Annotated in this window: 20 protein-coding genes; all 20 read right to left on the bottom strand. The window is 49.2% G+C overall.

The window, feature by feature from the left end; translation table 11 throughout:
- Window positions 1–3: 3 nt before the first annotated feature.
- The gene (locus LACZS1_RS03640) at window positions 4–2,364 is read right to left on the bottom strand and encodes an endonuclease MutS2 (protein WP_070650571.1); all 2,361 of its coding nucleotides are present in this window, start codon (window positions 2,362–2,364) and stop codon (window positions 4–6) included.
- Window positions 2,365–2,429: 65 nt separating this feature from the next.
- Window positions 2,430–2,963 carry a CvpA family protein gene (locus tag LACZS1_RS03635; protein ID WP_010493754.1) on the bottom strand — a complete coding sequence of 178 codons (534 nt, stop codon included), beginning with the start codon at window positions 2,961–2,963 and terminating at the stop codon, window positions 2,430–2,432.
- 12 nt (window positions 2,964–2,975) lie between these two features.
- Window positions 2,976–3,221, bottom strand: a complete 246-nt coding sequence (locus LACZS1_RS03630) for a cell division protein ZapA (protein WP_010493752.1) — start codon at window positions 3,219–3,221, stop codon at window positions 2,976–2,978.
- Window positions 3,222–3,593: 372 nt separating this feature from the next.
- The gene (locus LACZS1_RS03625) at window positions 3,594–3,914 is read right to left on the bottom strand and encodes a DUF1292 domain-containing protein (protein ID WP_010493750.1); all 321 of its coding nucleotides are present in this window, start codon (window positions 3,912–3,914) and stop codon (window positions 3,594–3,596) included.
- Between the two features lie 494 nt (window positions 3,915–4,408).
- Window positions 4,409–4,843: a Holliday junction resolvase RuvX gene (gene ruvX, locus LACZS1_RS03620; protein WP_025012321.1), complete on the bottom strand. Its 435-nt coding sequence runs from the start codon at window positions 4,841–4,843 to the stop codon at window positions 4,409–4,411.
- Window positions 4,843–5,103: an IreB family regulatory phosphoprotein gene (locus tag LACZS1_RS03615; protein WP_070650569.1), complete on the bottom strand. Its 261-nt coding sequence runs from the start codon at window positions 5,101–5,103 to the stop codon at window positions 4,843–4,845. Before LACZS1_RS03615 ends, ruvX begins: the two co-directional genes overlap by 1 nt.
- A 104-nt stretch (window positions 5,104–5,207) precedes the next feature.
- Window positions 5,208–6,299, bottom strand: coding sequence for a hypothetical protein (locus LACZS1_RS03610; protein ID WP_093997930.1), 1,092 nt, complete (start codon window positions 6,297–6,299; stop codon window positions 5,208–5,210).
- 205 nt (window positions 6,300–6,504) lie between these two features.
- Entirely contained in the window at window positions 6,505–9,150 is a 2,646-nt protein-coding gene (gene alaS, locus LACZS1_RS03605) for an alanine--tRNA ligase (RefSeq protein WP_070650567.1), read from the bottom strand.
- Window positions 9,151–9,616: 466 nt separating this feature from the next.
- A complete protein-coding gene (locus LACZS1_RS03600) occupies window positions 9,617–10,552 on the bottom strand; it encodes a hypothetical protein (RefSeq protein ID WP_070650566.1) in 936 nt (311 codons plus the stop codon).
- Between the two features lie 4 nt (window positions 10,553–10,556).
- Window positions 10,557–11,903, bottom strand: a complete 1,347-nt coding sequence (locus tag LACZS1_RS03595; protein ID WP_070650565.1) for a DEAD/DEAH box helicase — start codon at window positions 11,901–11,903, stop codon at window positions 10,557–10,559.
- 5 nt (window positions 11,904–11,908) lie between these two features.
- Window positions 11,909–12,865: a DHH family phosphoesterase gene (locus LACZS1_RS03590; RefSeq protein ID WP_070650564.1), complete on the bottom strand. Its 957-nt coding sequence runs from the start codon at window positions 12,863–12,865 to the stop codon at window positions 11,909–11,911.
- A 6-nt stretch (window positions 12,866–12,871) separates the two neighbouring features.
- Complete coding sequence (locus LACZS1_RS03585; RefSeq protein ID WP_010493713.1) at window positions 12,872–14,185, bottom strand: DRTGG domain-containing protein; 1,314 nt, start codon at window positions 14,183–14,185, stop codon at window positions 12,872–12,874.
- 116 nt (window positions 14,186–14,301) lie between these two features.
- Window positions 14,302–15,408: a DNA polymerase IV gene (dinB, locus tag LACZS1_RS03580; protein WP_070650563.1), complete on the bottom strand. Its 1,107-nt coding sequence runs from the start codon at window positions 15,406–15,408 to the stop codon at window positions 14,302–14,304.
- A 206-nt stretch (window positions 15,409–15,614) separates the two neighbouring features.
- On the bottom strand, window positions 15,615–17,102 hold the full coding sequence (gene zwf / locus LACZS1_RS03575) for a glucose-6-phosphate dehydrogenase (RefSeq protein ID WP_070650289.1): 1,488 nt from the start codon (window positions 17,100–17,102) through the stop codon (window positions 15,615–15,617).
- A 29-nt stretch (window positions 17,103–17,131) separates the two neighbouring features.
- Window positions 17,132–17,776, bottom strand: a complete 645-nt coding sequence (locus LACZS1_RS03570) for a metal-dependent transcriptional regulator (RefSeq protein ID WP_010493697.1) — start codon at window positions 17,774–17,776, stop codon at window positions 17,132–17,134.
- A 158-nt stretch (window positions 17,777–17,934) separates the two neighbouring features.
- Window positions 17,935–20,541, bottom strand: a complete 2,607-nt coding sequence (gene adhE, locus LACZS1_RS03565; protein ID WP_070650396.1) for a bifunctional acetaldehyde-CoA/alcohol dehydrogenase — start codon at window positions 20,539–20,541, stop codon at window positions 17,935–17,937.
- Window positions 20,542–20,873: 332 nt separating this feature from the next.
- Window positions 20,874–21,275 (bottom strand): preprotein translocase subunit YajC, encoded by a 402-nt coding sequence (yajC, locus tag LACZS1_RS03560; protein ID WP_070650409.1) that lies wholly within the window; start codon window positions 21,273–21,275, stop codon window positions 20,874–20,876.
- 90 nt (window positions 21,276–21,365) lie between these two features.
- Window positions 21,366–22,508, bottom strand: coding sequence for a tRNA guanosine(34) transglycosylase Tgt (tgt, locus tag LACZS1_RS03555; RefSeq protein ID WP_049171575.1), 1,143 nt, complete (start codon window positions 22,506–22,508; stop codon window positions 21,366–21,368).
- Window positions 22,509–23,136: 628 nt separating this feature from the next.
- On the bottom strand, window positions 23,137–24,222 hold the full coding sequence (gene queA, locus LACZS1_RS03550; protein ID WP_047107365.1) for a tRNA preQ1(34) S-adenosylmethionine ribosyltransferase-isomerase QueA: 1,086 nt from the start codon (window positions 24,220–24,222) through the stop codon (window positions 23,137–23,139).
- 19 nt (window positions 24,223–24,241) lie between these two features.
- A complete protein-coding gene (gene ruvB / locus LACZS1_RS03545) occupies window positions 24,242–25,273 on the bottom strand; it encodes a Holliday junction branch migration DNA helicase RuvB (RefSeq protein ID WP_010493685.1) in 1,032 nt (343 codons plus the stop codon).
- Window positions 25,274–25,297: the final 24 nt, after the last annotated feature.

Genomic DNA, 25,297 nt, shown 5'->3' with positions numbered 1-25,297 from the left:
CAGCTACTTGAAATTAACAATCGTTGCCCCAGATCCGCCAGCATTCTGCGGGGAAAATCCAAAGTTCTTCACTTGCCGGTTACGCTTCAGGTACTGGGTCACGCCATTGCGAATCGCGCCGGTGCCCAAACCATGAATGATCGTCACCGACGGATAGCCTGCCAACAATGCTGCATCAATATATTGATCCAAATCGGCCATCGCCTGCTCATAGCGTTCGCCGCGCAAATCCAGCGTGGTGGACGGGCCGCTCATGCCACCACCACTAACTTTAACCACTGGCCGTTGGGCGGAAGCCTGTTTGGTCGGTTTGACTTTTTCCAGTTCTGACGTTGGCACTTTCATTTTTAAAATACCCATCTGAACCTGCCAATGATCCTTGTCGAATTGTTCTAATAAAGTGCCGGTCTGGTCATAACTGGCAACCTTCACCTCATCGCCAACATGCAAGGCCTGTTTTTCCCGTTCACGCCGAAGCACCCGATTTTTTTGCAGTGGCTCGTCTTGGTGCAGACGCTTCAAGGCGGTTTTGGCCGCAATCAATTGATTTTCTTTGACGGATCCCGGATTGGTCAGCTGCATTTGCCGCAGCTGCTTAATAATTTTATCCGCTTTTACCTGCGCCTTGTCAACCATTGCATTAGCTTTTTCTTTTGCCTGTTGCAACTGAGCATCCCGTTCGGTGGTAAATGTCTTGTACGCGTCAGCCAATTCGTCGTGAAGCGCTTGGGCATCTGCCAGTTGCCGCTGCGCAGCTGCCCGGGCATTTTCTGCTGCCTTACGTTGCCTTTCTAAATCGCTGATCATATTGTTGAGTTCGTGACTGTCAGAGCTAATCATCGACTTAGCCCGATCGACAATCGGCTGCGGTAGGCCTAATCGCATCGAAATATCGAAGGCGTTTGATCGACCGGGAACGCCGACCAGCAAGCGGTACGTTGGCTGAAGCGTTTTGCTGTCAAACTCCATCGAGGCGTTGATAGTTTTGGGCGTGTTGTAGCCGTACAATTTCAGTTCCGGATAATGCGTCGTGGCCACCACGTACGTGCCAATTTCGCCGACCGCATCCAAAATCGCAATCGCCAGCGCCGCCCCTTCCTGCGGATCCGTGCCCGCTCCCAATTCATCAAACAGCACTAGACTGTTGCGGGAAAGCTGTTTAAGAATGTGCACGATATTATCCATATGGGCAGAAAAAGTAGACAGATTCTGTTCGATCGACTGCTCATCGCCAATGTCGGCAAAAACCTCATCAAAAATGCCGATGCGGCTTTCATCGTCAGCCGGAATAAACAAACCGGATTGCCCCATGAGCTGCAACAATCCTAACGTTTTTAAGGTGATCGTTTTTCCACCTGTGTTAGGGCCTGTGATCACCATTGCCTGATAATCTGCGCCCAGTGGGATATCATTACCGACAACCTGATGCGGGTCAATTAGCGGATGACGCGCCTGCCGCAACAGGACATCATTATCGGATGAAACAAGCGGTTCGGTTGCCTTTTGGCTCTTGGCCAACTTGGCTTTAGCGTTAATCAAATCAAAATGGCCCAAAACCGCTGCATTGGCCTTGATCTGCCCTGTATAGGGTGCCAACTCATTTGATAGCTCAGCCAACACCCGATTTACTTCAGCTGTTTCTGCCATCTGTGCCTCGCGGAGACGGTTATTCAACGCGACGATGGCCTGTGGTTCAACAAAAAGGGTTTGCCCCGTGGCACTTTGATCGTGCACAACGCCACCGAATTTACCACGATACGCTGCTTTCACCGGGATGACATAGCGATCGTCACGAATCGTTACAATTGGATCACTCAAATATTTCGACTGGGCGCCACGCGTATATTCAGACATTTTGTTACGAATATCGCTTTCAATGCGTTTAATCTGCTCACGAATCCCGTGCAGCTCGGGACTGGCTTCATCAGTTAAAGTGCCATCAGGATCAACGGCAGTCTTCAAACGCCGAGATAATTGCGGCAGTGCTGTCAGTTCCTCTTGCAACGTATATAACTGCCGAAAGTCAATTTGATCCTGTAAGTCGGTCAAAAATTTATCGATGGCACTCACTGTTTGCAGTACCCGACTGATGCTGGCCAACTCCTGGCCATTCAAAACGGCCCCGATATCGACGCGCTTTAATGCCGGATCAATATTTTCCAGCTGGGGTACCGGAATGCCGCCTTTGAGCCGCAATGCTGAGGCTCCATCAGCAGTTTCATCGAGCGCCCGTTGTACGGCCACCGGATCCGTTAACGGCACCATATCCTGAACCAGCTGTCGTCCTTTCGCCGTTACGACTTGACGCAACAGTGCTTGCTGAATCTTGTCGTATTCAAGTGTTTTTAAAATCTTTTTATTCATATTCTGCTCCTATAACCACGAAGCGCCCAAAGACATCGGTTCTCCGTCCTTGAGCGTCACTGTGTTCACAACCAAAGGGCATTCACAAATTGTGTTAACCCTGGTGAATATTTAATCATGACTTTGGCAACGATTGAATGGTCGAGTCCCTGTTGAATCCCGGCAATCGGAATCAACGCCAGCAACGCCAGAATGAGAAACAAAAAAATATACCCGATCACCAGATTGGCACAACCGCCAATCACCGCGCTGTGCCGATGCGCCATTGCCGCATAAGTCAAGTCATGGAACCACAAAGCCACAATCCGCGTGATGAGCCACCCGATTGTCAGCACCAATAGAAACGCAAATCCACGATAGAACGCTGTGTCTAACGTTAAGCCGATCTTATCGGAATAAAACGCAAATTGACCGGCATCGGTTGCCGATGGATAGGGAATTAACAAGGTAAAGTGTTCCCCGAGCGGTTGCGCCAATGCAGTGGCCGCCAAAAAACTCAGGGTATAACCGCCAACATGCAGCCATTGTAAAGCTGCTCCGCGGCGTGCTCCGCTATAATAAAAAAATACTAACGCTAAGATAATCGTAATCGAAATCAAGTTGTTCCCCCACTACGCTTTCTGATCTGAGTCATCCTGTTGAGCTGCTAACAGTTTAACCTGGTCAGAAACGGCATTGAAGGCAACTAAAATCGCCTGCTCTTCGGCGGTCAGATCCGGTGCGAGCGTTTTAACCTGATCCAGCCGTTCATTCAGCAGCTTCGTCACGGTCAAAAAGTGCTGCTCGGATCCGGGTCCGATAATCGTATACGCTTTACCGCCAATAACGGCTTTAAAGCGGCGCTTCTCCTCAGTCATGACGCGAATGCCTCCACTCTTTTAAGGTGTATTTTACCATAGTTAACCGGTCGCGAGCAGGTGCGGGTAAATGCGACTAAAATTGGGAGTTATCTGCTCGAAATGTGTTCGGTTGCTATAACGCGCTCCCTGGCGCAGGAGCCTGCATGTAAGGACCTTGGTCGCAATGGCAAAGACCACCTCGAAAACATACGTCCTCACTCCATAACGCGCTCCCCGGCGCAGGAGCCTGCGTGTAAGGGCCTCGGGCGCAATGGCAAAAACCGCCATCACGCCCAAGGCCACTTACACTCCGGCTCCTAACCGCGCCGGCTCGCGCTCACACAAAAAGCAGACCACCAATTCCGGTGGCCTGCTAGGGGGATGACTTGGTTAATCTTGTAGATTTGAATCGTCATCGGCCAAGAAGGTGTTTAGGACTTCTTCGACCATATCCCATTCCTCATCGTCTTCGATAGGAAAAAGATCTCCCGAGCTGGCATCCCCGTTTGCATCCGGCGTGAATGAGAAAGCCTGGATTTCAACTTCCTGATTATCGCTTTCGCTGGCAGGGTATAAAAGCACGTAGCTTTTGCCGTAATCTTCGGAATCAAACGTGAATAAAACCTGATAGAGCTCTTCATTGCCCTTTTCATCGATCAGCGTAATCTGCTGATTGTCATCGCCGGGCGTTACATGTTCGTTATTCGCCATCTTGCTTCTGCTATATAAAACGTGGAAGAATGTCTCTTCGACACCAATAAAGGTTTTATATATTTCCTTTCTTGATTGACATCCTACATTTCATTTAGTCCCGTCAACAACGGTATTCCCACTCTGAAATAATTCATCATGACAGTGACCGCCTCCTGAACTTTAAGGGTATAGCCTACCCCGTAATCTTTGATTTTGCATCAGCCATCAGATTCTCAACGGTACCTTCTCTCGATTAGCTGGTTAAAGGCTACTTGAGAGAAAGCTTGAGATAGACGTTCAAACCAATACTAGCGCTTGGTAAGAACCACAATACCGTAATACTTTGGCCCTTATCAAGACATTTCGCCAGTTAACTCAGTTTGAACACACGGACATCTTCCACTTAATTATTCTGTCCATGTTGTGCAACTTGATTCCATATGGTCCGACATGTTTGAGCGGTGTTAACATCCTCCTTAAACAGGCGGAACCTGTGTGGCCACCTGCCATGATTATTGCTTCGTCAAGGGACCTTTTGCATCCAGATAATTTTGCAGGATCATCTGGGCAGCCACTTTATCGATAACCTGCTTTTGCCGCTTACGGCTGGCGTCTGCTTCTTCAATCAGCATCCGCGAAGCCTCAACGGTTGTAAGCCGCTCATCAATAAAGTCAACTGGCAAACCAAACGTCTCTTTAAGTAAATCACCATAAGCCTGTGACTTTTCTGCGCGTGGTCCAATTGAATTGTTCATATTTTTGGGTAAACCCAAAACAAAGGCGGTCACCTCATATTGCTTGACCAACTCTTTGAGGCGTGTAATCCCAAACTGTTGTTTATCTTCATTGATCCGAATAATCTCCAGACCTTGTGCCGTCCAGCCTAAAGGATCACTGATCGCTACCCCGACAGTCCGAGAACCGACGTCCAACCCCATTAAGCGCATTAAACTTGCTCCTTGCCAAGATAGTTTCGAACAAGCTCTTCAATGATCTCGTCGCGCTCATGTTTCCGGATCAGGTTACGCGCATCATTGTACCGAGGAATATAGGCTGGATCCCCAGAAATCAGATACCCCACTATCTGGTTGATCGGGTTATAGCCTTTTTCCTCAAGCGCCTTATACACAGTTTCCAACGTTTCGTGAACATTTTTCGGATTGTTATCTCGAAAATCAAAGTGAACGGTTTGATCTAATGTGCTCATTCTTACACCTCTATTCTATCCGCTTCACAGACCATTTTACTTGAAAGCCAGGCAAATGTACAATTCCTGAGCAAAAGTAAGTAAAAAGTCAATGAAAGCGTCTGTTACACCCAATCATCATCCTCGTCATCCCAATCAGCCAAGCCGATCACCTGTTTAATCTTATCAGGATGCACTGGAAAATGAATCGGCGGCATAACCTGCGCATCGACAACCTCACCATGCAGCGTACGCCCTTCATTTCCCACCGGAACGATGACCACGTCGCCTTCCTGCAGTCCAGGCAAATCGGTTTTATACAAATAATCCTTGGACCCTTGCCGGAAGTTGACTTTAATGTAATGCATCAACTGTGGACCGAGTTGATAAGCTTCCTGCAGATCACGTCGTTCACCGATCCGCCGAAAATTCTGAATGGCCGCAGTGACTGTCTGCCATAACTTCTTCATCTTCAAGTCGGTTTCAGCATTCACTTGAAGTTGCGTTGGCTCGCCGTGCGGATACTTTACCGTCAATACCAGAATCGCTCGCGGCCGCTGAGCAGGATCGACAGTGATGGCGGTTAAATCGCCTAAACCAGCCACAGCATCGGTCACCTTTTTAGCTAAGGATGCTACCAGCTCAGGGTCATGATAGACAACATCATGATCGGAAAGCGGCTCGGCGTAGGCAGTTTTCAGAACCACTTGATTATTCAACGCATCAATCAGGTACGTTCGCCGATAACGTAATTGCCGATTTAAAAAGCGGCCCGGTCCATCGAACTTCGGCAACTGGATGGTGCCAAAGCGGACATAATCCAACTGCCATGCTGTGGCTGGCAAAAAATGACCGCCGGGAACGGTAACGGCATACTTCAATAAACTAAGCAAGGTTTCAAAATTTTCAGGAAGTGGCTGACCGCCTTCGTAGCGATCCTTCTGACCACCATCGTCAGTGATCGTCAATTCCCAGCGCGTGTCAGCCAGCATCGGTGACTTTTCAGCTGACGGTTTGCGCCAGGCATTGAAGTCGAGCGCGGATAGTTTGGCAATAAACGCCGCAGCATCCGCTCCTGTCAATTCATTCTCGGCCGCTCCTTCCAGCGTTGTCGGATCAACAATATAATCTATGTTAACCAGGTTATCGCGACAGACGACTTGATAAACCTCCCGCGTCCCCAAGAAATCGGTTAAGGCCAACCGCAACGCTCTCATGCTACTCACCCCCAATGGAATCGTTTTCTTCATTCTACCATGAATCATCGCGCTCATAACGCCAAAAATAAAATGCGTCAGGATTCGACTAACAAAATAACTGTTAGCGAATTCTGACGCACGGTACAACTATTTAAATGGCATTCAAGAGGATCAATTCAGCACTGAAGCTGACCATGATTACCAGTAAAACGGCTTCAGTTTACTAAGCTTGTTGGCCAATAACCTGCTTGGCTTCGTTTAAGGCTGCCCCGATGCCAGCCGGATTCTTGCCGCCTGCTTGAGCCATATCCGGACGGCCACCACCGCCACCACCAACTTTTGGCGCGATGGCTTTGATCAGGTCACCTGCTTTGATGCCGGCTTTATTCGCGGTTGCATTGGCAGCTACCAGCAAGTTTGCCTTGCCATTGGCTTCCGTTCCCAGCACGAGTACATCCGATGCGTTTTTGGTTTTCCATTCATCAGCCAATTGTCGCAGCTCGTTCATCCCGGCAACCTGAACCTGTTTGGCAATGATCTTGAAGTCGCCAACCGTTTCGGCATGATCAAAAATACCAGCCGCAGCTTGGGCAGCAAGTTTTGCCTGCAACCCATCCACTGTTTTCTGCTCGGTTTTAAGATCAGCCTGCAGTTGGGCAACCTTGCTTGGTACGTTCTTCACCTGATCAATTTTCAGATGATCTGCGGTTTCTCTTAGCCAATCCTGTTGTTGCGTCAGATATTCGTAAGCTTCTTTAGATGTCACAGCTTCAACCCGGCGAATACCGGCACCGATACCGGATTCACTGGTGATCTTGAATAATCCTAATGCATTGGTATTGGTTGGGTGCGTGCCACCGTCAAATTCCTTGTTATAATCGCCAATCGACACAATCCGCACGACATCGCCGTATTTATCCCCAAACATAGCAATCGCGCCAAGTTTCTTGGCCTCTTCAATCGGCATCTCTTTCCAGGTAATCGGCAAAGCATCCCAGATTTTCTGATTAACAATCGTTTCGACTTTGCGGAGTTGTTTCGGCGTTACCTGTCCAAAGTTCGTAAAATCAAATCGCAAGTAGTCCGGTTCGACTAATGAACCTGCTTGGTGAGTGTGCTCGCCCAAAACGTCGCGCAGTGCCTGATCAAGCAAATGAGTCGCCGTATGGTTAAGCGATACTTTCTTCCGCCGCAGCTGATCAACACTCAGCCAGTATGCTTGGCCTTTTTCCAACTTACCGTTAACCGTCACCGTATGCAGATTCTGGCCATTGGGGGCGTGTTGGACATCGGTCACTTCTGCCAATACCGTTCCGTCTTGCGCCTTAATTTGTCCGTGATCGGCTACCTGACCGCCCATTTCCGCATAAAACGGGGTTTCATCAAAAATTAATTGTGCCGTGCCTTCACTGACATCATCTTGCAGCTGATCGTCAACGATAATGTCCTGCAAGGTCGCATGCTTATGATCCAATTCGGTCCAGCCGGTAAATTTACTTGGGGTTGTAATGTTCATTAAGACAGTATCCTGACTGCCCATCGACTGGCGATCGCCGCGTGCTTTACGGGCCCGATCACGTTGCGCGGCCATGTTCTTTTTGAAGCCGGCCATATCGACTTGCAAGCCTTCATCCTGTGCATACTCGTTTGTCATTTCAACCGGGAAGCCATACGTGTCGAACAACTTAAAGGCATCAGCGCCGGAAATCTCTTTCTTGCCGGTTTTCTTTAATTCAGCAATGATCTGGTTCAACAGATTGACGCCAGCATCCAACGTCTGACGGAATCGCGTTTCCTCGGATTTGATCACCTTTTGGATAAATGGTTGGTTGGCCAGAATCTGTGGGTAATAGCTCTTCATGATTTCGCCAACAACCGGTACCAATTGATACAGGAAATCGTGATCGATGCCTAGCTTTTTACCATTCAGAACCGCCCGCCGGATCAGTCGCCGCAACACGTAACCGCGACCTTCGTTGCTTGGTAAGGCGCCATCGCCAATCGCAAATGTCACCGTCCGCGCGTGGTCCGCGATGATTTTGAATGAAACATCATCCTGCGCATTGGCACCGTACTTCTTACCGGCGCTCATCTTTTCGGTTGCCTTGATAATCGGCATAAACAGGTCGGTTTCAAAAATCGTTGGCGTTCCCTGAATCACGGCAACCAAACGTTCCAGCCCCATGCCGGTATCAATATTTTTATGTGGTTGCTCGACAAAGCGCCCGTCCGGTAAATGATTCAGTTCTGAAAAGACAATATTCCAGATTTCAACATATCGCGAATTTTCACCACCGGGATAGTTCTCCGGATCATCTTCAGCGACATTGTTGAATGATTGGCCGCGGTCGTAAAAAATTTCGGAATCGGGACCGGATGGGCCTTCACCAATGTCCCAGAAATTATCTTCCGCTTCAACGATGTGATCGTCAGGAACGCCGACCTTGCGCCATAATTCCTTGGTTACCTTATCTTTTGGATAAACCGTGACATACAGACGCTTAGGATCAAATCCAAACCATTTAGGACTCGTCAGTAATTCCCACGCCCACGGAATCACTTCTTTTTTGAAATAATCACCAACGGAAAAATTGCCTAGCATTTCAAAAAAGGTTAAATGCCGCGCGGTTTTCCCGACATTTTCAATATCGTTGGTCCGAATCGATTTTTGGGCATTGGTGATCCGTGGATTGTCCGGTACGACTGAGCCATCAAAATACTTCTTCAGCGTCGCAACACCGGAATTGATCCATAACAAAGTCGGATCGTCGACCGGGATCAACGAAGCACTCGGTTCAACGGCATGACCTTTACTCTTAAAAAAATCCAGAAACATTTGGCGAATCTCGCCACTTGACATCTTCTTCACGATAACTTTTCCTCCTCTGAGCGTGAACCAGCCCGTTTAGAAACCGGAGTGTAAGTGGCCGTGGCCTTGGGCGTGATGGCGGTCCTTGCCATTGCGACCGAGGTCCTTACACGCAGGTTTCTGGGCTGGTGAACGCGTTAATGTGACTGACTAGTAAACCCGTTAACACAAAAAGCACCATTGCTGCCAAGGGCGCTTACACGCGGTACCACCTTGGTTGCAATGATGCGACTCATTACCACTTCATTAATATTCGTTCAACTGATATCAGGGAGCACATCTTAGCCTGGCGCAACCGTTCTCAGCTAATACGGTTGTTTCTGTCTCACACAGGGGTCGACGCATGTCCTAACGGTTGTTCATTATAGCTTTCTTGAAAAATCGGGTCAACTCACTTCGGTAAGAACTTGAACTTGCTGCGTTTTCGGACCAGTAAAACCATCTGCACAGCATAATAGTTGGGCATCTAATTCACCGTAATCGTCGCAACCCGGCGATAAACGGCGGATGCCATATCGACCTCTCCTGGCATCTGATAAAACGGCGACAGTGCCAGCGCTTCTTTTGCTGTCGGCTGAGCCGTCAACGCCGTGCTTTTTTGCAAGTCTTCGACAATCAGCTCACTACCGGTTCGTTTAACCGGAATGGTCAGGCCAAAGCGGTTAGGCAAATACCGCGGCATTTCCAGCGGCAGCGTATTGCCGAATGGAAACAGGCTGGGATTACCGCCACTTTGCAGGTATTCATATTGATCCTGAGTCGGCAGACGGAAGCCAAAATAGCTTAGCGACTTGCTCAGATCAGCTTTACGCCACGATTTAATGATACTAACCTGATAATGATGCGCACTGGCCAATCGCAATTTGACGCTGCCGCTTGTCAGAGTAGCCGGCCAGCCGGTTTGCGAAAATGGATCAAGGCTGCCATGGCGATCCAGTAACGCCAGTACCTGCGCGCGAATTGCCGCATATGCCATATGGTTGCCCTTGAAAATTCGGGTGGTCAAACTAACCCGTCCCAAAATCTCCTCATTGGCTGGCGTTGCCCTTGTTGCGACCAACATAGGAGGCACATCGGTTTTTCTAACCGGCGAAAGCATCTGTTGAATGTCAGCCAGGGTCAAATCGCTTTGCGTCAGGTAAGGTGCCAACTCTTCTTGATGATTCGTGGTGAATCCCAGACTGACATTCGTCATCCCCGGAACCAACCGCACCCATTCGCCACCGATCATCGCTTCAAAAGTGTGAAGTGTCTGACCGTAAAACGTGGCGGTCACCGGACGAATTGCGTCAACTGTCAGCAATGGACTTAAGAAATAGCGAGTCAGCTGTTGAAAAATAAAGCGCTGCCGTTTTTCATTCAGGGTATTCCATGTCGGCAGCGTCAACTCGTTTACGGCCATATTTTTATCCTCGTTTGCGGTTTTTACGTTTTTCGGCTAATAAGGCTTGGCGACGGGCAACTTTGGCATTACGTTTGCGTTCCAATAAGGCAGCAGTGCGAATCTTCTTACGATAGTTTGGCATATGCTTTTGCTTGGCTTTTTTGACTAAGCCGCGCATCGCCAGACTCGTTTCTTCCTGCTTAGGCTTACGGTGAACGCGCCGATTTCGGTCATACGTGTCGACCAGTTCGCCCTTGTGCAGTGTCTTAGGCGCAAACTTGATGCCCATATGCTCTAACTCGGCAACCTGATCTTCTTGTCCCGGTTCATAAAGCGTGATCGCTGTCCCGGCCATGCCGTTTCGTCCAGTCCGCCCTACTCGATGAATAAAGAACTCCAGGTCTCGCGGAATCTCGGCGTTAATTACCATCGAAACCCCTTTGATATCAATGCCACGCGCGGCCAAATCAGTCGCAACCACGTACTGATATTTAAGATCGGCCACTTCTTTCATGATGCGCCGACGTTCACGCGGTTGGATGCCACCATGAATCTTGGCAACTTTCAACCCTTGATGTTTCAGGTAATCATGAATCGCATCCACACTGGTTTTGGTATTGGCGAAAATCAACACCAGAAACGGATGGCCCATCGTGACAAGCTGATAAATCAGTTCGTTTTTATCCTGTCCTTTAGCAGCAATCAGAATATTCTCAACGGTGTCGGCGATGACAGACTGCGGTTTGAGTTCAATCATCGTGGGATGATGCATGTATTTACGCAGGAATGGTTCGAGCTTTTGGGGAATGGTGGCGGAAAAAACGGCCATCTGCAATTTTTCCGGAAAGCTGGACGCAATCGCATCGACGGTCTCAAGAAAACCCATGTCCAACGTCATATCGGCTTCATCAACGACAAAATGCCGAACCGAAGCAGGGACTAAATCATAACGTTTTATCATGTCTAAGATCCGTCCCGGTGTGCCAATGGCAACATGTGGTTGATGATGCTGCAGTTTGTCAATCTGCTTTTGCTTGTCCATCCCGCCGACTAACCGACTGATTCGAATCGCCGGCTCCGTTTGGGTCAGTTGTTGGGCAACCGCATAAATCTGATTGGCCAGCTCGCGGGACGGTGCCGTGATGACCACCTGCGTTGCATCCTGTTCAGGATCGACCATGCTAAGCAACGGTACCAAAAAGGCGTGGGTTTTCCCGCTGCCTGTCTGACTCTGACCCACAAGATTCTCCCCGCGCAATAAGGCCGGAATCACCTTTTTTTGAATCGGCGTCGGTTGCGTGATCCCCATAGCATCAAGGCCGGCGATCACGAACGGCTTGATTTGGTATTGTTTAAATTGATTCTCCATAATGCCTACTTTCCTGAAGTTGAATAGTCTTTGACCAATTGATCAAGTTGCGTTTCGATTTGAATCACTTCGTCAAAATTAGCGGCTTTGGCACCGCTGGCCAAGGGATGCCCTCCGCCATTGTGCGCTTTTGCGAGTGTATTGATAATGGGCCCCTTAGAACGTAAATGAACCCGGTACCCGCCTTCTGCCTGTTCGATAAATTCGGCCCAGGCGACAACAATGTCAAGTCGGCCAGGTGTTCCGACCACGGCACTTACCTGATCGTCTGCTAATTTCAGATCCTCAATGGCAGTACGTGGCACAGTAACGCTCGCTGCCCCGGCAGGACTGATCTTCAAATGGTCAATCACATAACCTTGAAGTCGAGCTTGCGCCAACGTGACCGTGTTCATCTGATTGTTAATCGCAGTCGGGTCAAAATCTTTTTTAATAAGCTCGGCGGCTACCTGCAACGTATGCGGCGTCGTGTTGTTAAAAAGGAATCGGCCGGTATCACCGACAATGCCGGCATAAAGCATCCTTGCCGCTTGATCCGATAATTTTAACGTGCCATCACTGGCCGCAATAAGATCGTAAATCAGCTCGGATGCCGAACTAGCATCGTTATCGACCCAGGTAAGATCGCCGTATGCATCATCATTAGGGTGATGGTCGATTTTAATCAGCATTTTCCCTTGATTAAAGCGCGTATCCGAAATGCGCGGGGTGTCAGCTGTATCGGTCACAATCACCAGTGCGTCCTTATAAACATCATCGCTGATAGTTTGTTCCTGCGCCAACCAACTTAAGTTTCCGGTATCACTGCCGACTTGATAAACCTGTTTGTCCGGAAAACCCGCGCGAATGGCCTCTGCCAAGCCGACCTGCGATCCCAACGCATCCGGATCCGGATTAACGTGCCGGTGAATAATAATGGGATTATTGGCCTTAATGGCGTTGATAATATCGGTTTGAATCATGTTTGATCAATTCCTTTCTAGTAACTGACAGGTCACAACCGCCTTGGCCACCTGCACCCCATCGCTGAGGACGTCGACATCGACGGTGGCATCATGGCGCGTCAGTTCAAGTACCCGCAACAAAACGGTCACAATGCTTTCCAGTTGTACAGGGCGGAAAGTGGTCAGATTCACACCTTCAACCAACACATTTCGCCGCCCGCTAGCGTGGAGATACCTTGTGGTGCAGCTGTTGATGGCTTCAGCAAGGACCCCAAAACTCATCGTCCCCAACGCATTGGTCATCGCTGGCACCGTTTTGAGTTCAAACCCGCCACCGTACGGCTTTTGCGGTGTAATCGCCGTCAATTGGGCACTGACTTGATCCGCAATGGTATTGGACAATTCCCGACTATGCGCAATCCCGGTCAAACTGGAAAAGACGGCATTGCGCGTCACAATTCCGAGTAGATTCCAGCTGTCATCAACCACCGGCATCGCATTCATACCGTTATCCTGCATTGTGTGCCCGACGGTGGTGACACTCAGATATGGCTTCACGGTTTGCGGGTCTTTTTGCATTAACCGCTCGATCGGCACGGTTGGTTTTTTATCAGCTGCCAATGCCGGACGCATTAATCCAACTAGGCGACCGTTGCGGGTGATGACCGGTAACGGATAATGCGGATCCGTCATGGCCAAGTAATCGCCCACGGTTGCTTCGACGCCGATCGTTTCGATCTGAGAAAGTGGGGTATAAATCGCGGCAACCGTTAAAATATCTTGCTTAATCGCTTGATCGGACAAAGCCCGATTAATCATTGTCGCCACGGTAAACGTGTCATAAGCGGTCTGCAGCACTGGCAGCTGTTGATTATCCGCTAAAGCAATAATCGCCGGACTGGTTTCAAAACCACCGGTGATTAACACCGCAGCACCGTCTTCAAGTGCCAGGCGCTGAACGTCTTCACGATTCCCGACAATCAGCAATGAATTACGCGTAATATATGGCCGCATGGCAGCCGGCGTCATCGCGCCAATCACGAACTTATCGAGCTTCTTATCCATGCCGGCGTGTCCGCCTAAAACGTTAGCATCAATCAAATCAACTAACGTCTTAAACGTGACGGATTCAATTGGATTTAACGGCTTTTGTTCGATTCGGATCGTTCCGACTCGGGCAATTGTGGAAACGAAACCGGTATTCTCGGCTTCCTTAATCGCCCGATAGGCAGTACCTTCGCTTACCTTCAAATGTTTAGCAATTGATCGAACCGAGATTTTCTTGCCGACCGCTAAATTCGCAATATAATCCAGAATCTGCTCATGCTTTGTTGCCATACCATCACCTCATTGCAATCTATCGTTAGTATACCATAGCTTTGGCTGTACTATGACAGCATGGAAACAGTACCATTCGTCCGCCTGCAGCATGATCGTGAAAGCCATTCCATTCCTTATCCCAATGGCAAGTCAATATTTTCATACTGTTTAGGATCCAGGCCAGTCACAGTAATGCCCAGCAGGCGAATCGCTAACTTCGGTAACTTGACGCTTTGCCAAAGTTGCCATGCAGCCGCAAAAATATCCTGTTCTTTTTCAAAATAATGATCTTGAGTTAAGCGCTTAGTCTGGGTGATAAAATCGACATCCCGGACTTTAAGGACAACGGTCTTGCCATGCATGCCTTTTTGATTCAAGGACGTGACCACCATCGCTGCCAATTTACGCAGCTGGGTCTGGACACTCGTGCTGTCAGTCAGTGGTGTGCCATACGTTCGTTCCTTGCCAATTGACTTGGCCGTCCGCACAGCCACCGGGCGATTATCGACGCCACGGGCATGTTGGTACAGCACAAAACCCATTTTGCCAAACATTCCCAGTAGCTGATCCTGCGATAACGCACGCAACGTTTTGCCATCAGTCACGCCTAAATCCGTTAATTTCGGCAGCGTCTTTTTCCCGACGCCGCGAAACTGTTTAATCGGTAAGCGATCCAAAAACAGTAATGCCTGTTCCGGTAGCACCACGGTCCGACCGTTGGGTTTGTTATAGTCAGACGCCTGTTTGGCAATGAATTTGTTGTAAGAAATACCGATGGAGCTGGTCAGTTGCGTGGCCTGACTGATTTGATCCTGCAACCATAAGGCCAATGCAATGGTGCTGGGAAAAGCGTGATTAGCCGTCACATCCAGATATGCCTCGTCAAACGCAACTGGTTCTATCAAATCAGTGACTCGATGAAACAAGGCATGAATTTGGGCTGAGACAGCTTTATATTTAGGAAAGTCCGGTGTTTTAAACACCAGTTCCGATCGCGGCACCAGTTGCAAGGCTTCATTAGCAGGCATGGCCGAGTGTACGCCATAGCGCCGAGCCACATAATTAGCCGTCGTCACGACGCCTTTTCCGCCGGTCGTGCGCGGATCACGGGCAATCACCAAGGCCTTGCGTCGCAGTCGCGGGTCATCGCGCATTTCAATCGAGGCGTAAAAAGCATCCATATCGAGATGGATAATCTTTCGGGACGTATCATTTTGTAAAGGTAATTCGAAGAGTGCCATATGTCCCTCCTTACGGTGATTGAAAAGTGGTTGTGCTTACTTGGCCAAGATTGAAAAATCCAAAGCTTTCTATGTCGGGCAATAAGGCTGGCCGAATTTCGCTTTCGATAACGCGCTCGCCAGCCCAGAAACCGGGCTGGCGAGCGCTCACTCAAAAAGGAACCATAACCTTTCCGGCCACAGTCCCTTCTCACTGTATATTAGTCTTAATCAGCCATTTGAACCCGGTGCGGTTGCCAGAACCATTCGCGGCCGTCACGCGACAACAAATCAAACGCTGCCTGTGGTCCCATGGTTGCGGCCGGATACGTTGGCATGTTCGGCTCTTGCGACCAGGCAGCCTGGATGGCATCAATGAAGTGCCACGAAGCCGACAATTCGGACCAATGAGTAAAGTTGGTCTGATCGCCTTCCAACACGTTGTTGATCAACCGTTCATAAGCCTCTGGTGCTGCAGCCGCTGCCTTTGGATCATGGCGGTAACGCAATTCATCCGGTTCAATGGTGAGGCCAGTTCCCAACGCTTTGCCGTTTAGCTGTAGCGAATAGCCCTCACTTGGCTCGATATAGATCGTCAAAGTATCCGGTTTGCTGTCGGCGGATTGGCCGAACAACGGCGCAGCGACTGGCTTGAAGGTCAGTGTCAGCTGCGTCGATTTGCGCGTCAAACGCTTGCCGGTGCGAATATAAATCGGAACGCCTTGCCACTGCGGCATATCCAACATAATTTTTCCGGCCACAAATGTCGCGGTTTGGGAATCAGCCGCCACGCCTTCTTCCTCACGGTATCCGCGAACGGCTTTCCCATCGACTTCAGCGCCGACGTACTGGGCGCGGACAAAATTGGCTTTCGCTGTTGCCAGATCATAGGGCTTCAACGCCGCGAACACTTTATCCTTTTCCGCCAAAATATCATTGGTGGTAAAGGACTTCGGCTTGTCCATGGTGAGATAAGACAGCACCTGCATCACGTGGTTTTGCACCATGTCCCGCAGCGCACCAGCCTTTTCATAATAACCGGCCCGTTCCTCAACACCGACCGCTTCTGCCAACGTAATTTGAATGTTGTCGATATACTTCTTATTCCAGATGCCTTCAAAAATCGTATTGTCAAACCGAAACGCCAAAAGATTCTGAATCATCTCTTTGCCTAAGTAATGATCAATCCGGAAGATCTGATCATCGTCAAACGTTGCCGTTAACGAGTCATTCAGTTCTTTGGCGCTGGCGTAGTCATGGCCAAACGGTTTTTCGATAATGAGCCGATTAAACCCGACATCTGTCAACAAATGTTCGGACTTGAGATGGCTGGCAATGGTTTCAAAGAAGTCCGGTGCCATCGCCATGTAAAAGACCCGGTTGCCACCCGTCGCAAACTGATCATCCAACTTAGCCGCCAGATTTTTTAGCGTGATGTAATGATCCGCATCGGTGACATCATGGCTTTGATAAAAGAAATGTTGGGCAAACGCGTGTGCTTGCGCCGGCTCGGGATTAAGCCCGGCAATCGCGGTTTCAACCACCTCATGGTAATGTTCATCGCTCCATGGTCGTCGGGCAGTCCCGATCACGGCAAAATGTTCAGCCAACACGCCGCGGCGATAAAGATTAAACAATGCGGGATATAGCTTACGCGAAGCCAGATCCCCTGATCCTCCAAAAATAATGATCACAGCGCGTGATTCTTCTGGCATGTATACGACCCTGCTTTCTCAAAACCTGATTACAATTCAACAAATATATGAGCAGCGCGATCAGCATCGACCGCCAATTCTTTTCCAGTCCGATCCAATTTAATGACCACCGCATCCAGCGTTTTGGCAGTCACTGTAAAGGCATCATCAAGTCGCAAATCAATTTTGACGGTGTAATCAATTAACGAGACTTCATCGATTAGCCGTTCGATATGACCGCGTTGGCCAACTTCCATTGCACCCAAAGTGACCCGACTCTGCTGGATATAGTGGCCTTCAGCATCCGGAATGACGCCGCCATGTGGGCAGTATTCGGGATTCCCCAACATCGCGGACAACCGCTTGGCCATCTCCGGTGTCAGCGCATGCTCGAGTTTTTCCGCCTCCTGGTGAACAGCGTCCGGCGAATACTTCAGACACTTAACTAAAAACACTTCCCAAAGACGATGATTACGCACCAAAATAGCCGCTTTTTTTCGGCCTGCCGATGTCAACTGGATTCCCTGGTAAGGCGTGTGCGCGACCAGTTTTTCTTCACCCAGTTTATTGATCATCTCACTGACCGAGGCAGCAGAAACATGCATCCCCGCAACGATTTGCTTATTAGAGACCAATTCGGTGTCACCGCCGATCTCAAAAATCAACTTAAGATAATCTTCTTTATTCGGTGTCATTTTACGTCCTTACTTTTAATTTGCAGTCACTGTACTACATTATGCCATGACTTGCACAAAAAAACACGTCAATTTCATGACGTGTTTTGACAGATCGGGTAAAAGGTTAATCTGATGAACCTTTGCCGCTTATCGTGAAATGATTAGCATGTGCTCGCCTAGAAAGTCGATTCCGTGCCTTCGTATTCATCGAGAATGATGTGCTTCAAATCACTGATTAACGGTTCTTGCGGGTTGGTGACTGTGCAGTTGTCTTCGTAAGCAAGTTCGGCAAGTCGATCAACCTGCTTGTCCAGATCAGCTTTTTTAACTCCTTGATCCTTCAGACTCAACTTGATACCAACGCTGTGTGCCAGTTTGATGAATGCCTGAACGTAGCTTTCTACCAGTTCATCGGTGGTTTTCCCTGGCAGACCAAGATAGCGGGCAATTTCTGCATAATCTTCGTTAGCGCGGAAGTAACTGTACTTAGCCCAGATAGCGCGCTTCTTCGGCTGACTGGCATTGAAACGGATCACGTGGGGCATGGTGATCGCAATGCAACGGCCATGAGGGAGATGGAATGCCTGACCCAGTTTGTGGGCAATGCTGTGGTTAATCCCCAGCAGTGCGTTGGCAAAGGCCATCCCAGCAATGGTTGAGGCATCGTGCATCTTGGACTTTGCAGCGATGTCGCCGTGGTAACTCTTTTCAAGGTTTTCAAATACCAGCTTGATCGCTTCAAGGCTCAACCCCTTAGTGTAGTGGGTTGCCATGGTGGATACATAGCTTTCAGTTGCATGGCAGAGAACATCGAGACCGGAGTCGGCGACAACCACTGGCGGTACGGATTCGATGAATTGACTATCCACAATCGCGATATCCGGGGTCAGCGCATAATCGGCTAAGGGATACTTGATGCCGGCTTTCGAATCCGTGATAACCGCAAATGGGGTAACTTCAGAACCGGTACCGGAAGTCGTCGGGATGCAAACCAGTTTGGTCTTGTTCAGTTTCGGGAAGGTGTAAGTCCGCTTACGAATATCCAGAAACTTTTGCTTAGCCCCGAAGAAGTCGGCGTCTCCTGCATCGTTGAATAAGCACATACCCTTGGCAGCATCCATCACCGAGCCGCCGCCGATAGCAATCACGGTGTCCGGACCAAATGACCGCATGATATCGGTTCCTTTGAAGACAGTGTCGGTTGATGGATCAGGTTCAACATCAACGAAGGTCTGCACCTGAACCGGATTTTCCCGGCGTGCCAGTACATCTTCAATGATCTTTACGAAACCCAGCTTTTCCATGCTGCGGTCAGCAACGATGAACGCCCGCTTAATGCCTTCCATGTGTTCCAGATAGCGAACCGAGTTTTTTTCAAAATAAATCTTTGGCGGCAACTTCATCCATTGCATGTTGTTGCGCCGTTTCGCCATGGTCTTGATATTCAGCAAGTCAACTGTCCCCACATTGTGCGAAATCGAGTTGCCGCCGTAAGAGCCGCAGCCCAGCGTCAGACTAGGAATCATTTCGTTATAAAGGTCCCCGATCCCGCCGACAGAAGATGGCGTGTTGATCAAGATCCGGCAAGCCTGCATGGCATCGGCATACTTCAAAGCCAAATCCTCATCAGCCGTATGAATAACCGCCGTATGCCCTAACCCGCCGATGTCCAGCATAGTTTCGCATTTCTTGAAGGCATCTTCATGCCCGTCAGCTTTGACCATGGCCAAAACCGGACTCAGCTTTTCGCGGGAAAGTGGATACTTCGCGCCCACGCCTTTAAGTTCAGCGATCAGAATCGTGGTATCTTCCGGAATTTGAATACCGGCCCACTCGGCAATCTGCTTCGGACTTTGACCAACAATGCGCGGATTGACACTTTGCTTTTCAAGATTGATCACGGTGCTTTCAAACTTCTTCATATCTTTAGGTTGGACAAAATAAGCGCCTTGGGCTTCGAATTCTTTCTTCACGGCATCGTAAATACTGGAATCAACAATCGCCCCTTGTTCGGAAGCACAGATCATGCCATTGTCAAAACTCTTGGAAAGTACCAGGTCATTGACGGCCTGTTTGATGTTGGCACTGGCTTCGATGTATGCCGGGGCATTCCCTGCACCAACCCCTAAAGCAGGCTTACCAGAAGAATAGGCGGACTTAACCATGCCCGGGCCACCGGTTGCCAGGATCGTTGCGATACCCGGATGATCCATCAGGGCTTTGGTCGCTTCCATGCTTGGTACCGGAATATACTGTAAAGCGCCTTTTGGCAATCCGGCTTTTTCAGCTTCTTCACGGATGACTTCCAGCGCACGCGCTGAAGACTTTTGGGCACCTGGGTGGAAGGCGAAAATAATCGGATTACGGGTTTTGATTGAAATTTCGGATTTGAAGATCGTGGTGGAAGTCGGATTCGTCACCGGTGTTACTCCGGCAATAACCCCGATCGGTTCGGCAATTGACACCAAGCCGCGTTGCTTATCTTCATTGATCACGCCAACTGTCTTATTGTTCTTAATTGAATGCCAGATTTCTTCGGTGGCAAACATATTCTTGATGGCTTTATCTTCCCAAACCCCACGGCCGGTTTCATCAACGGCGAGTTTTGCCAATTCCATATGATGATCCAAGCCGGCAATCGCCATCCGATGAACGATGTGATCGATCTTTTCTTGATCAAAGGTTTTCATAATCTTCAAGGCTGAGTGCGCATTGGCAACCAGTTCGTCGATCATGTGCTTCACATCAACTTCAGTAGCAGTCTTCGCGGTATTCTTAAGCATGAGCTTACCTCCAAGCATTTCGCAGAATTTTTGTTAATCATTTCACAAGAAGATCATAACCGATTCATGTGAATTTGTAAACAACTTTGGTGAACTTTTTCACGAAAAAGTTGCTTGCTCACTGCTATTAGCGGAGTATCAAGGATTAAAAGCGCTTTTCACTTTGTATTTTTTCGAACTTGATCGTCGGAAATTACGAGCGATCGACAATTTGATCTGAAATTACGTGCTCACAGTCACAGAAAGCTTCACGTAAGCGTTTCCGCTCGTGCTCAATAAAAAAGAGAGCCGACAAATGCCCGCTCTCGTTTGATTCAGCAATGAATTGCCGATTAATTCTGTTTATTGTCTGCTTCCGAAGTCGTGTCGTCTGAGGCAACTGCTTGGCTATCAGCTTCCGATGCAGTGTCATCAGCTGCTTTGGCTGCGCGTTGTTCATCCGTATTGGCAGCTTCCTCTGACTTGGCTGCTGGCGCCGGTGTTGCAGGACGAGAAGCTACGCCGCGAACCGCGTTTAAGTTGAACGTCAGATAAATCCCATCAGAATCGATAACAACCGTTCCTGCTTGCTGGTCAATGGAGTCGATAACCCCGTGCAGGCCGCCAATTGTCACAATCGGATCGCCTTTTTTTAACCCATTCAGCATTTCCTGGCGCTTCTGCTGCTGCTTTTTTTGCGGACGAATCATGAAAAAGTACATGAAGGCCCCAAACAAAACCAACAGAACGATCATTGAAACATTACCATTTCCCAAATTAGGCACCTCTTATTTTTAGTTTGTCAATGCATAGTGTACCAGAATTTCGCGTTGTGCTCCAATAAACTAGAAATTCTTTGCCTTTTCCTTGTTGTACCCATAAGCTTCAAAAAAGTCTTCGCGGAAAGCCAAGAGGTCGTCATTCGCAATGGCTTCGCGAACCTGCTGCATCAGGTGTAACAGGAAATACAGGTTATGGTAGGTCGTCAACCGAATGCCGAACGCTTCGCCAACGTGAATCAGATGCCGAATATAGGCGCGGCTGTAATTGCGGCACGCGTAACAGTCACAATTAGGATCGAGCGGGCCAAAATCATGGGCATACTTCGCGTTTTTGATGACAAGGCGGCCACGACTGGTCATGCAGGTGCCGTTGCGGGCGATCCGCGTTGGCAAAACGCAGTCAAACATATCAATGCCGCGCAATGCCCCGTCAATGAGCGCATCCGCCGACCCCACACCCATCAGATAACGCGGTTTATTCTCCGGCAGCAGCGGCGTTGTGAAGTCCAAAACGTGATTCATTTCATCCTTGGATTCACCAACCGACAACCCGCCAATCGAATAGCCTGGAAAGTCCATGCTGACCAAGTCCTTGGCACTTTGCTCACGCAGATCTCTGAAGCCAGCTCCTTGGACAATGCCAAACAACGCCTGCCAATCCGGATTCTTATGGGCTTTTAACCCCCGCTCCGCCCAACGACTGGTTCGCGCCACACTCTTTTTGACGTAATCATAGCTTTCAAAAAATGGCGGACACTCATCCAGACTCATCATGATATCGGGGCCCAGTGCATTTTCGATGGCAATGGCTTTTTCCGGTGACAGAAACATTTTTGCCCCGTTAAGATGGTTCTTGAACGTAACGCCGTCTTCCGTGATGTGCCGAGTGTCGGCGAGTGAAAAGACCTGAAAACCGCCAGAATCAGTCAAAATACCTTTATGCCAATTCATAAATTTGTGCAACCCACCGGCTTCTTCAATGAGTTCCGGTCCCGGGCGCAACCACAGATGGTATGTGTTGGCTAGAATAACGGTGGCACCCATCGTATCTAGTTCCTCCGGCGCCATCGTTTTAACACTTGCCTGTGTCCCTACCGGCATAAACATAGGCGTCGGAAAAGTCCCGTGTGGCGTGATTAATTCACCTAAACGGGCACCACTATGCTTATCTTGATGGATGAGACGATATTTAACAGCTGGTTCCATGAACGACTCCTTATTCATCACAATGCCCTCGCAGCACTGCTGTTCCATTTTCTCGTTATGCCAGTTTAACAGAGTTACTTGTGATTTAAAAGTAAGGGATCTGTTTTAAATGACAAAACGAACGCCACTCAAAGTTTGACTGATTTAGGCCCGTTTGCTTTTTTCGGACCGCGATTCCTGTTAAAATAAACCTAAGGACGGGATCACCGTTACCGTAGTTTTCGCACTTCCCGGGTTTTGACCTGGCCATTGTGATCGTCTATGAATACGTTGTTCCACGCAGCGATGCGTTAAAAGAAAAATCGAGACATGTCTGTAGGTGTGTGTTGATGTGATCCCGTCCGTTATAAAGCCGGCTTGCGTTGGGCAAGCCGGCTTTTTGCGTGGTGTGGTGGTTGAAAAAATGTTCTCTGATGCTTTCCGTAACGCGCTCGCCGGCGCAGAAGCCTGCGCGTAAGGCCCTTGGTCGCAATGGCCAAAACCGGGCCGTTACCTTTTGCTTCGCCGTAACGCGTTCGCCAGCCCAGAAACCTGCGTGTAAGGACCTCAAGCCCAAATGGCCAAAGACCAGCCATTTGGGCTTGAGGCCACTTACACTCCGGTTTCTAACCGGGCTGGCTCACGCTCATCAATAAATAAACATCGCATCCCCAAAACTAAAGAACCGATATTTTTCTTCAATCGCATGCTTATAGGCATTCAAGATGGTGTCGCGGCCGGTGAAGGCGGCAACTAGCATGACGAGGGTTGATTTTGGTAGATGGAAGTTGGTGATGAAGGCGTCGACGACTTTCCACTGGTAGCCTGGCTTGATGAAGATGTCGGTCCAGCCAGAGTCCGGTTTGATTTCACCGTCGAACTTGGTGCCGATGGCTTCGAGTGTCCGAATCGAGGTTGTCCCGGTTGCGATGATGCGGCCGCCGTTGTCGCGGACCTCATTTAACGTTGCCGCGGCTTCTGGGGTTAAGCGGTAAAATTCGCTGTGCATTTTATGCGCTTCGATGTTTTCTTCAACTACTGGCCGGAACGTGCCGAGGCCGACATGCAGGGTCAGATAAACCAATTTGACGCCTTTATCCTGCACTTTTTTCAGCAATTCTTTGGTCCAGTGCAGCCCGGCTGTTGGGGCTGCTGCGGATCCTAGTTCCTTAGAATAAACTGTCTGGTACATCTCCGGATCGTCAAGTTTTTCCTTGATGTAAGGCGGGAGTGGCGTTTCGCCAAGCTTGTCCAGAATTTCCATGAAGATGCCATCGTAATCAAAATGAATCATGCGGCCGCCGTGATCCAATTCCTTGGTGACCGTTGCTTTTAACAACCCATCACCAAAGTCAATCACAGTGCCAACCGGTGCCTTACGCGCTGGCTTCATCAACGTTTCCCAGTCGTCGCCGGAAGTATTGTTAAGTAACAAGACCTCCATATGTGCGCCGGTTTCCGGTTTAACACCATAAAGCCGCGCCGGCATCACCCGAGTGTCATTCATGACCAGTGCGTCCCCTGGTTTGAAATAATCCAAAATATCATAAAAATGCCGATCCTGCATGGCACCGGTGTCAGCATTCAATACCAATAACCGACTGGCATCGCGTTCCTTCAGCGGGGTCTGCGCAATTAATTCATGTGGCAGATCATAATCGAAATCCGAAAGTTGATAATTTTTATTTTCTACTTGACGATAACGTTTTTTGTCTTGCACCTTGTTCGCTTCCATTCATTTTAATCGTTTTGACTTACTGCGCCCGGTTATCAGGTTCCGGCGCCGTCATCCCCATATGGGCAAATCCTGCCGGCGTGACCATGCGTCCGCGTGGTGTCCGTTTTAAATAGCCGATCTGTAGCAAATAGGGTTCGTACATTTCTTCAATGGTGGCCATTTCTTCGCCGATGTTCGCCGCGATCGTGGATAAGCCGACCGGACCGCCTTGATAGTCGCGAATCATGAACATCAACAGTTTCCGGTCAATTTGATCGAGTCCCTGCGCATCAACCTGTAATTGATCCAGCGCATGATCGACCATTTGCAAGTCAACCGGACTTTTACCGGCAACTTCCGCAAAATCGCGCACTCGCTTCAGCAGGCGATTGGCAACGCGCGGTGTACCGCGCGATCGCCGCGCAATTTCATGAGCGCCTTCAGCATCAATCGCCATGTCAAAAACCGTTGCCGACCGCTTAACAATTTCGCTTAAGTCGTCAGGCGAATAATACGCCATATGCTCGCTGATGCCAAATCGATCCCGTAATGGCGCCGACAGCATGCCCGCCCGCGTTGTGGCACCGATTAGTGTAAACGGCGGCAAGGGAAAATGAACCGGGTGCGCGGTCGGGCCCTGACCCACCACAATATCAATATAAAAATCTTCCATCGCCGAATAAAGCATTTCTTCAACGATTTTGGGTAAGCGGTGAATTTCATCGACAAACAACACGTCACCAGGGCGTAACTCATTCAACAGCGCCACCAAGTCGCCCGGCTTTTCAATGGCCGGTCCGGAAGTGGTCCGAATGTTGACCCCCAGCTCATTGGCAATAACTAACGCCAACGTGGTTTTCCCCAATCCCGGCGGTCCGTAAAGCAATACATGGTCCAAAGATTCTTCACGTTGTTTAGCCGCAGTGATATAGACCTGCAACTGGTGCTTAACCCGATCCTGGCCAATGTATTGCGCCAGCATCCGTGGACGTAAGCTCTTTTCAATTTGCGCTTCGTTCAGGTCGTCAATGTCGCCTGATACCAACCGATCCTTGTTTGCGTCTGCCAAAAAGGTTCACCCCCTATTCTTAAA

Origin of the sequence: Lacticaseibacillus zeae subsp. silagei, assembly GCF_030770335.1 — a bacterium.
Classification (GTDB): domain Bacteria; phylum Bacillota; class Bacilli; order Lactobacillales; family Lactobacillaceae; genus Lacticaseibacillus; species Lacticaseibacillus zeae.
The sequence above is the reverse complement of the archived record's forward strand: the minus strand, read 5'-3'. Positions and strand labels throughout refer to the sequence as shown.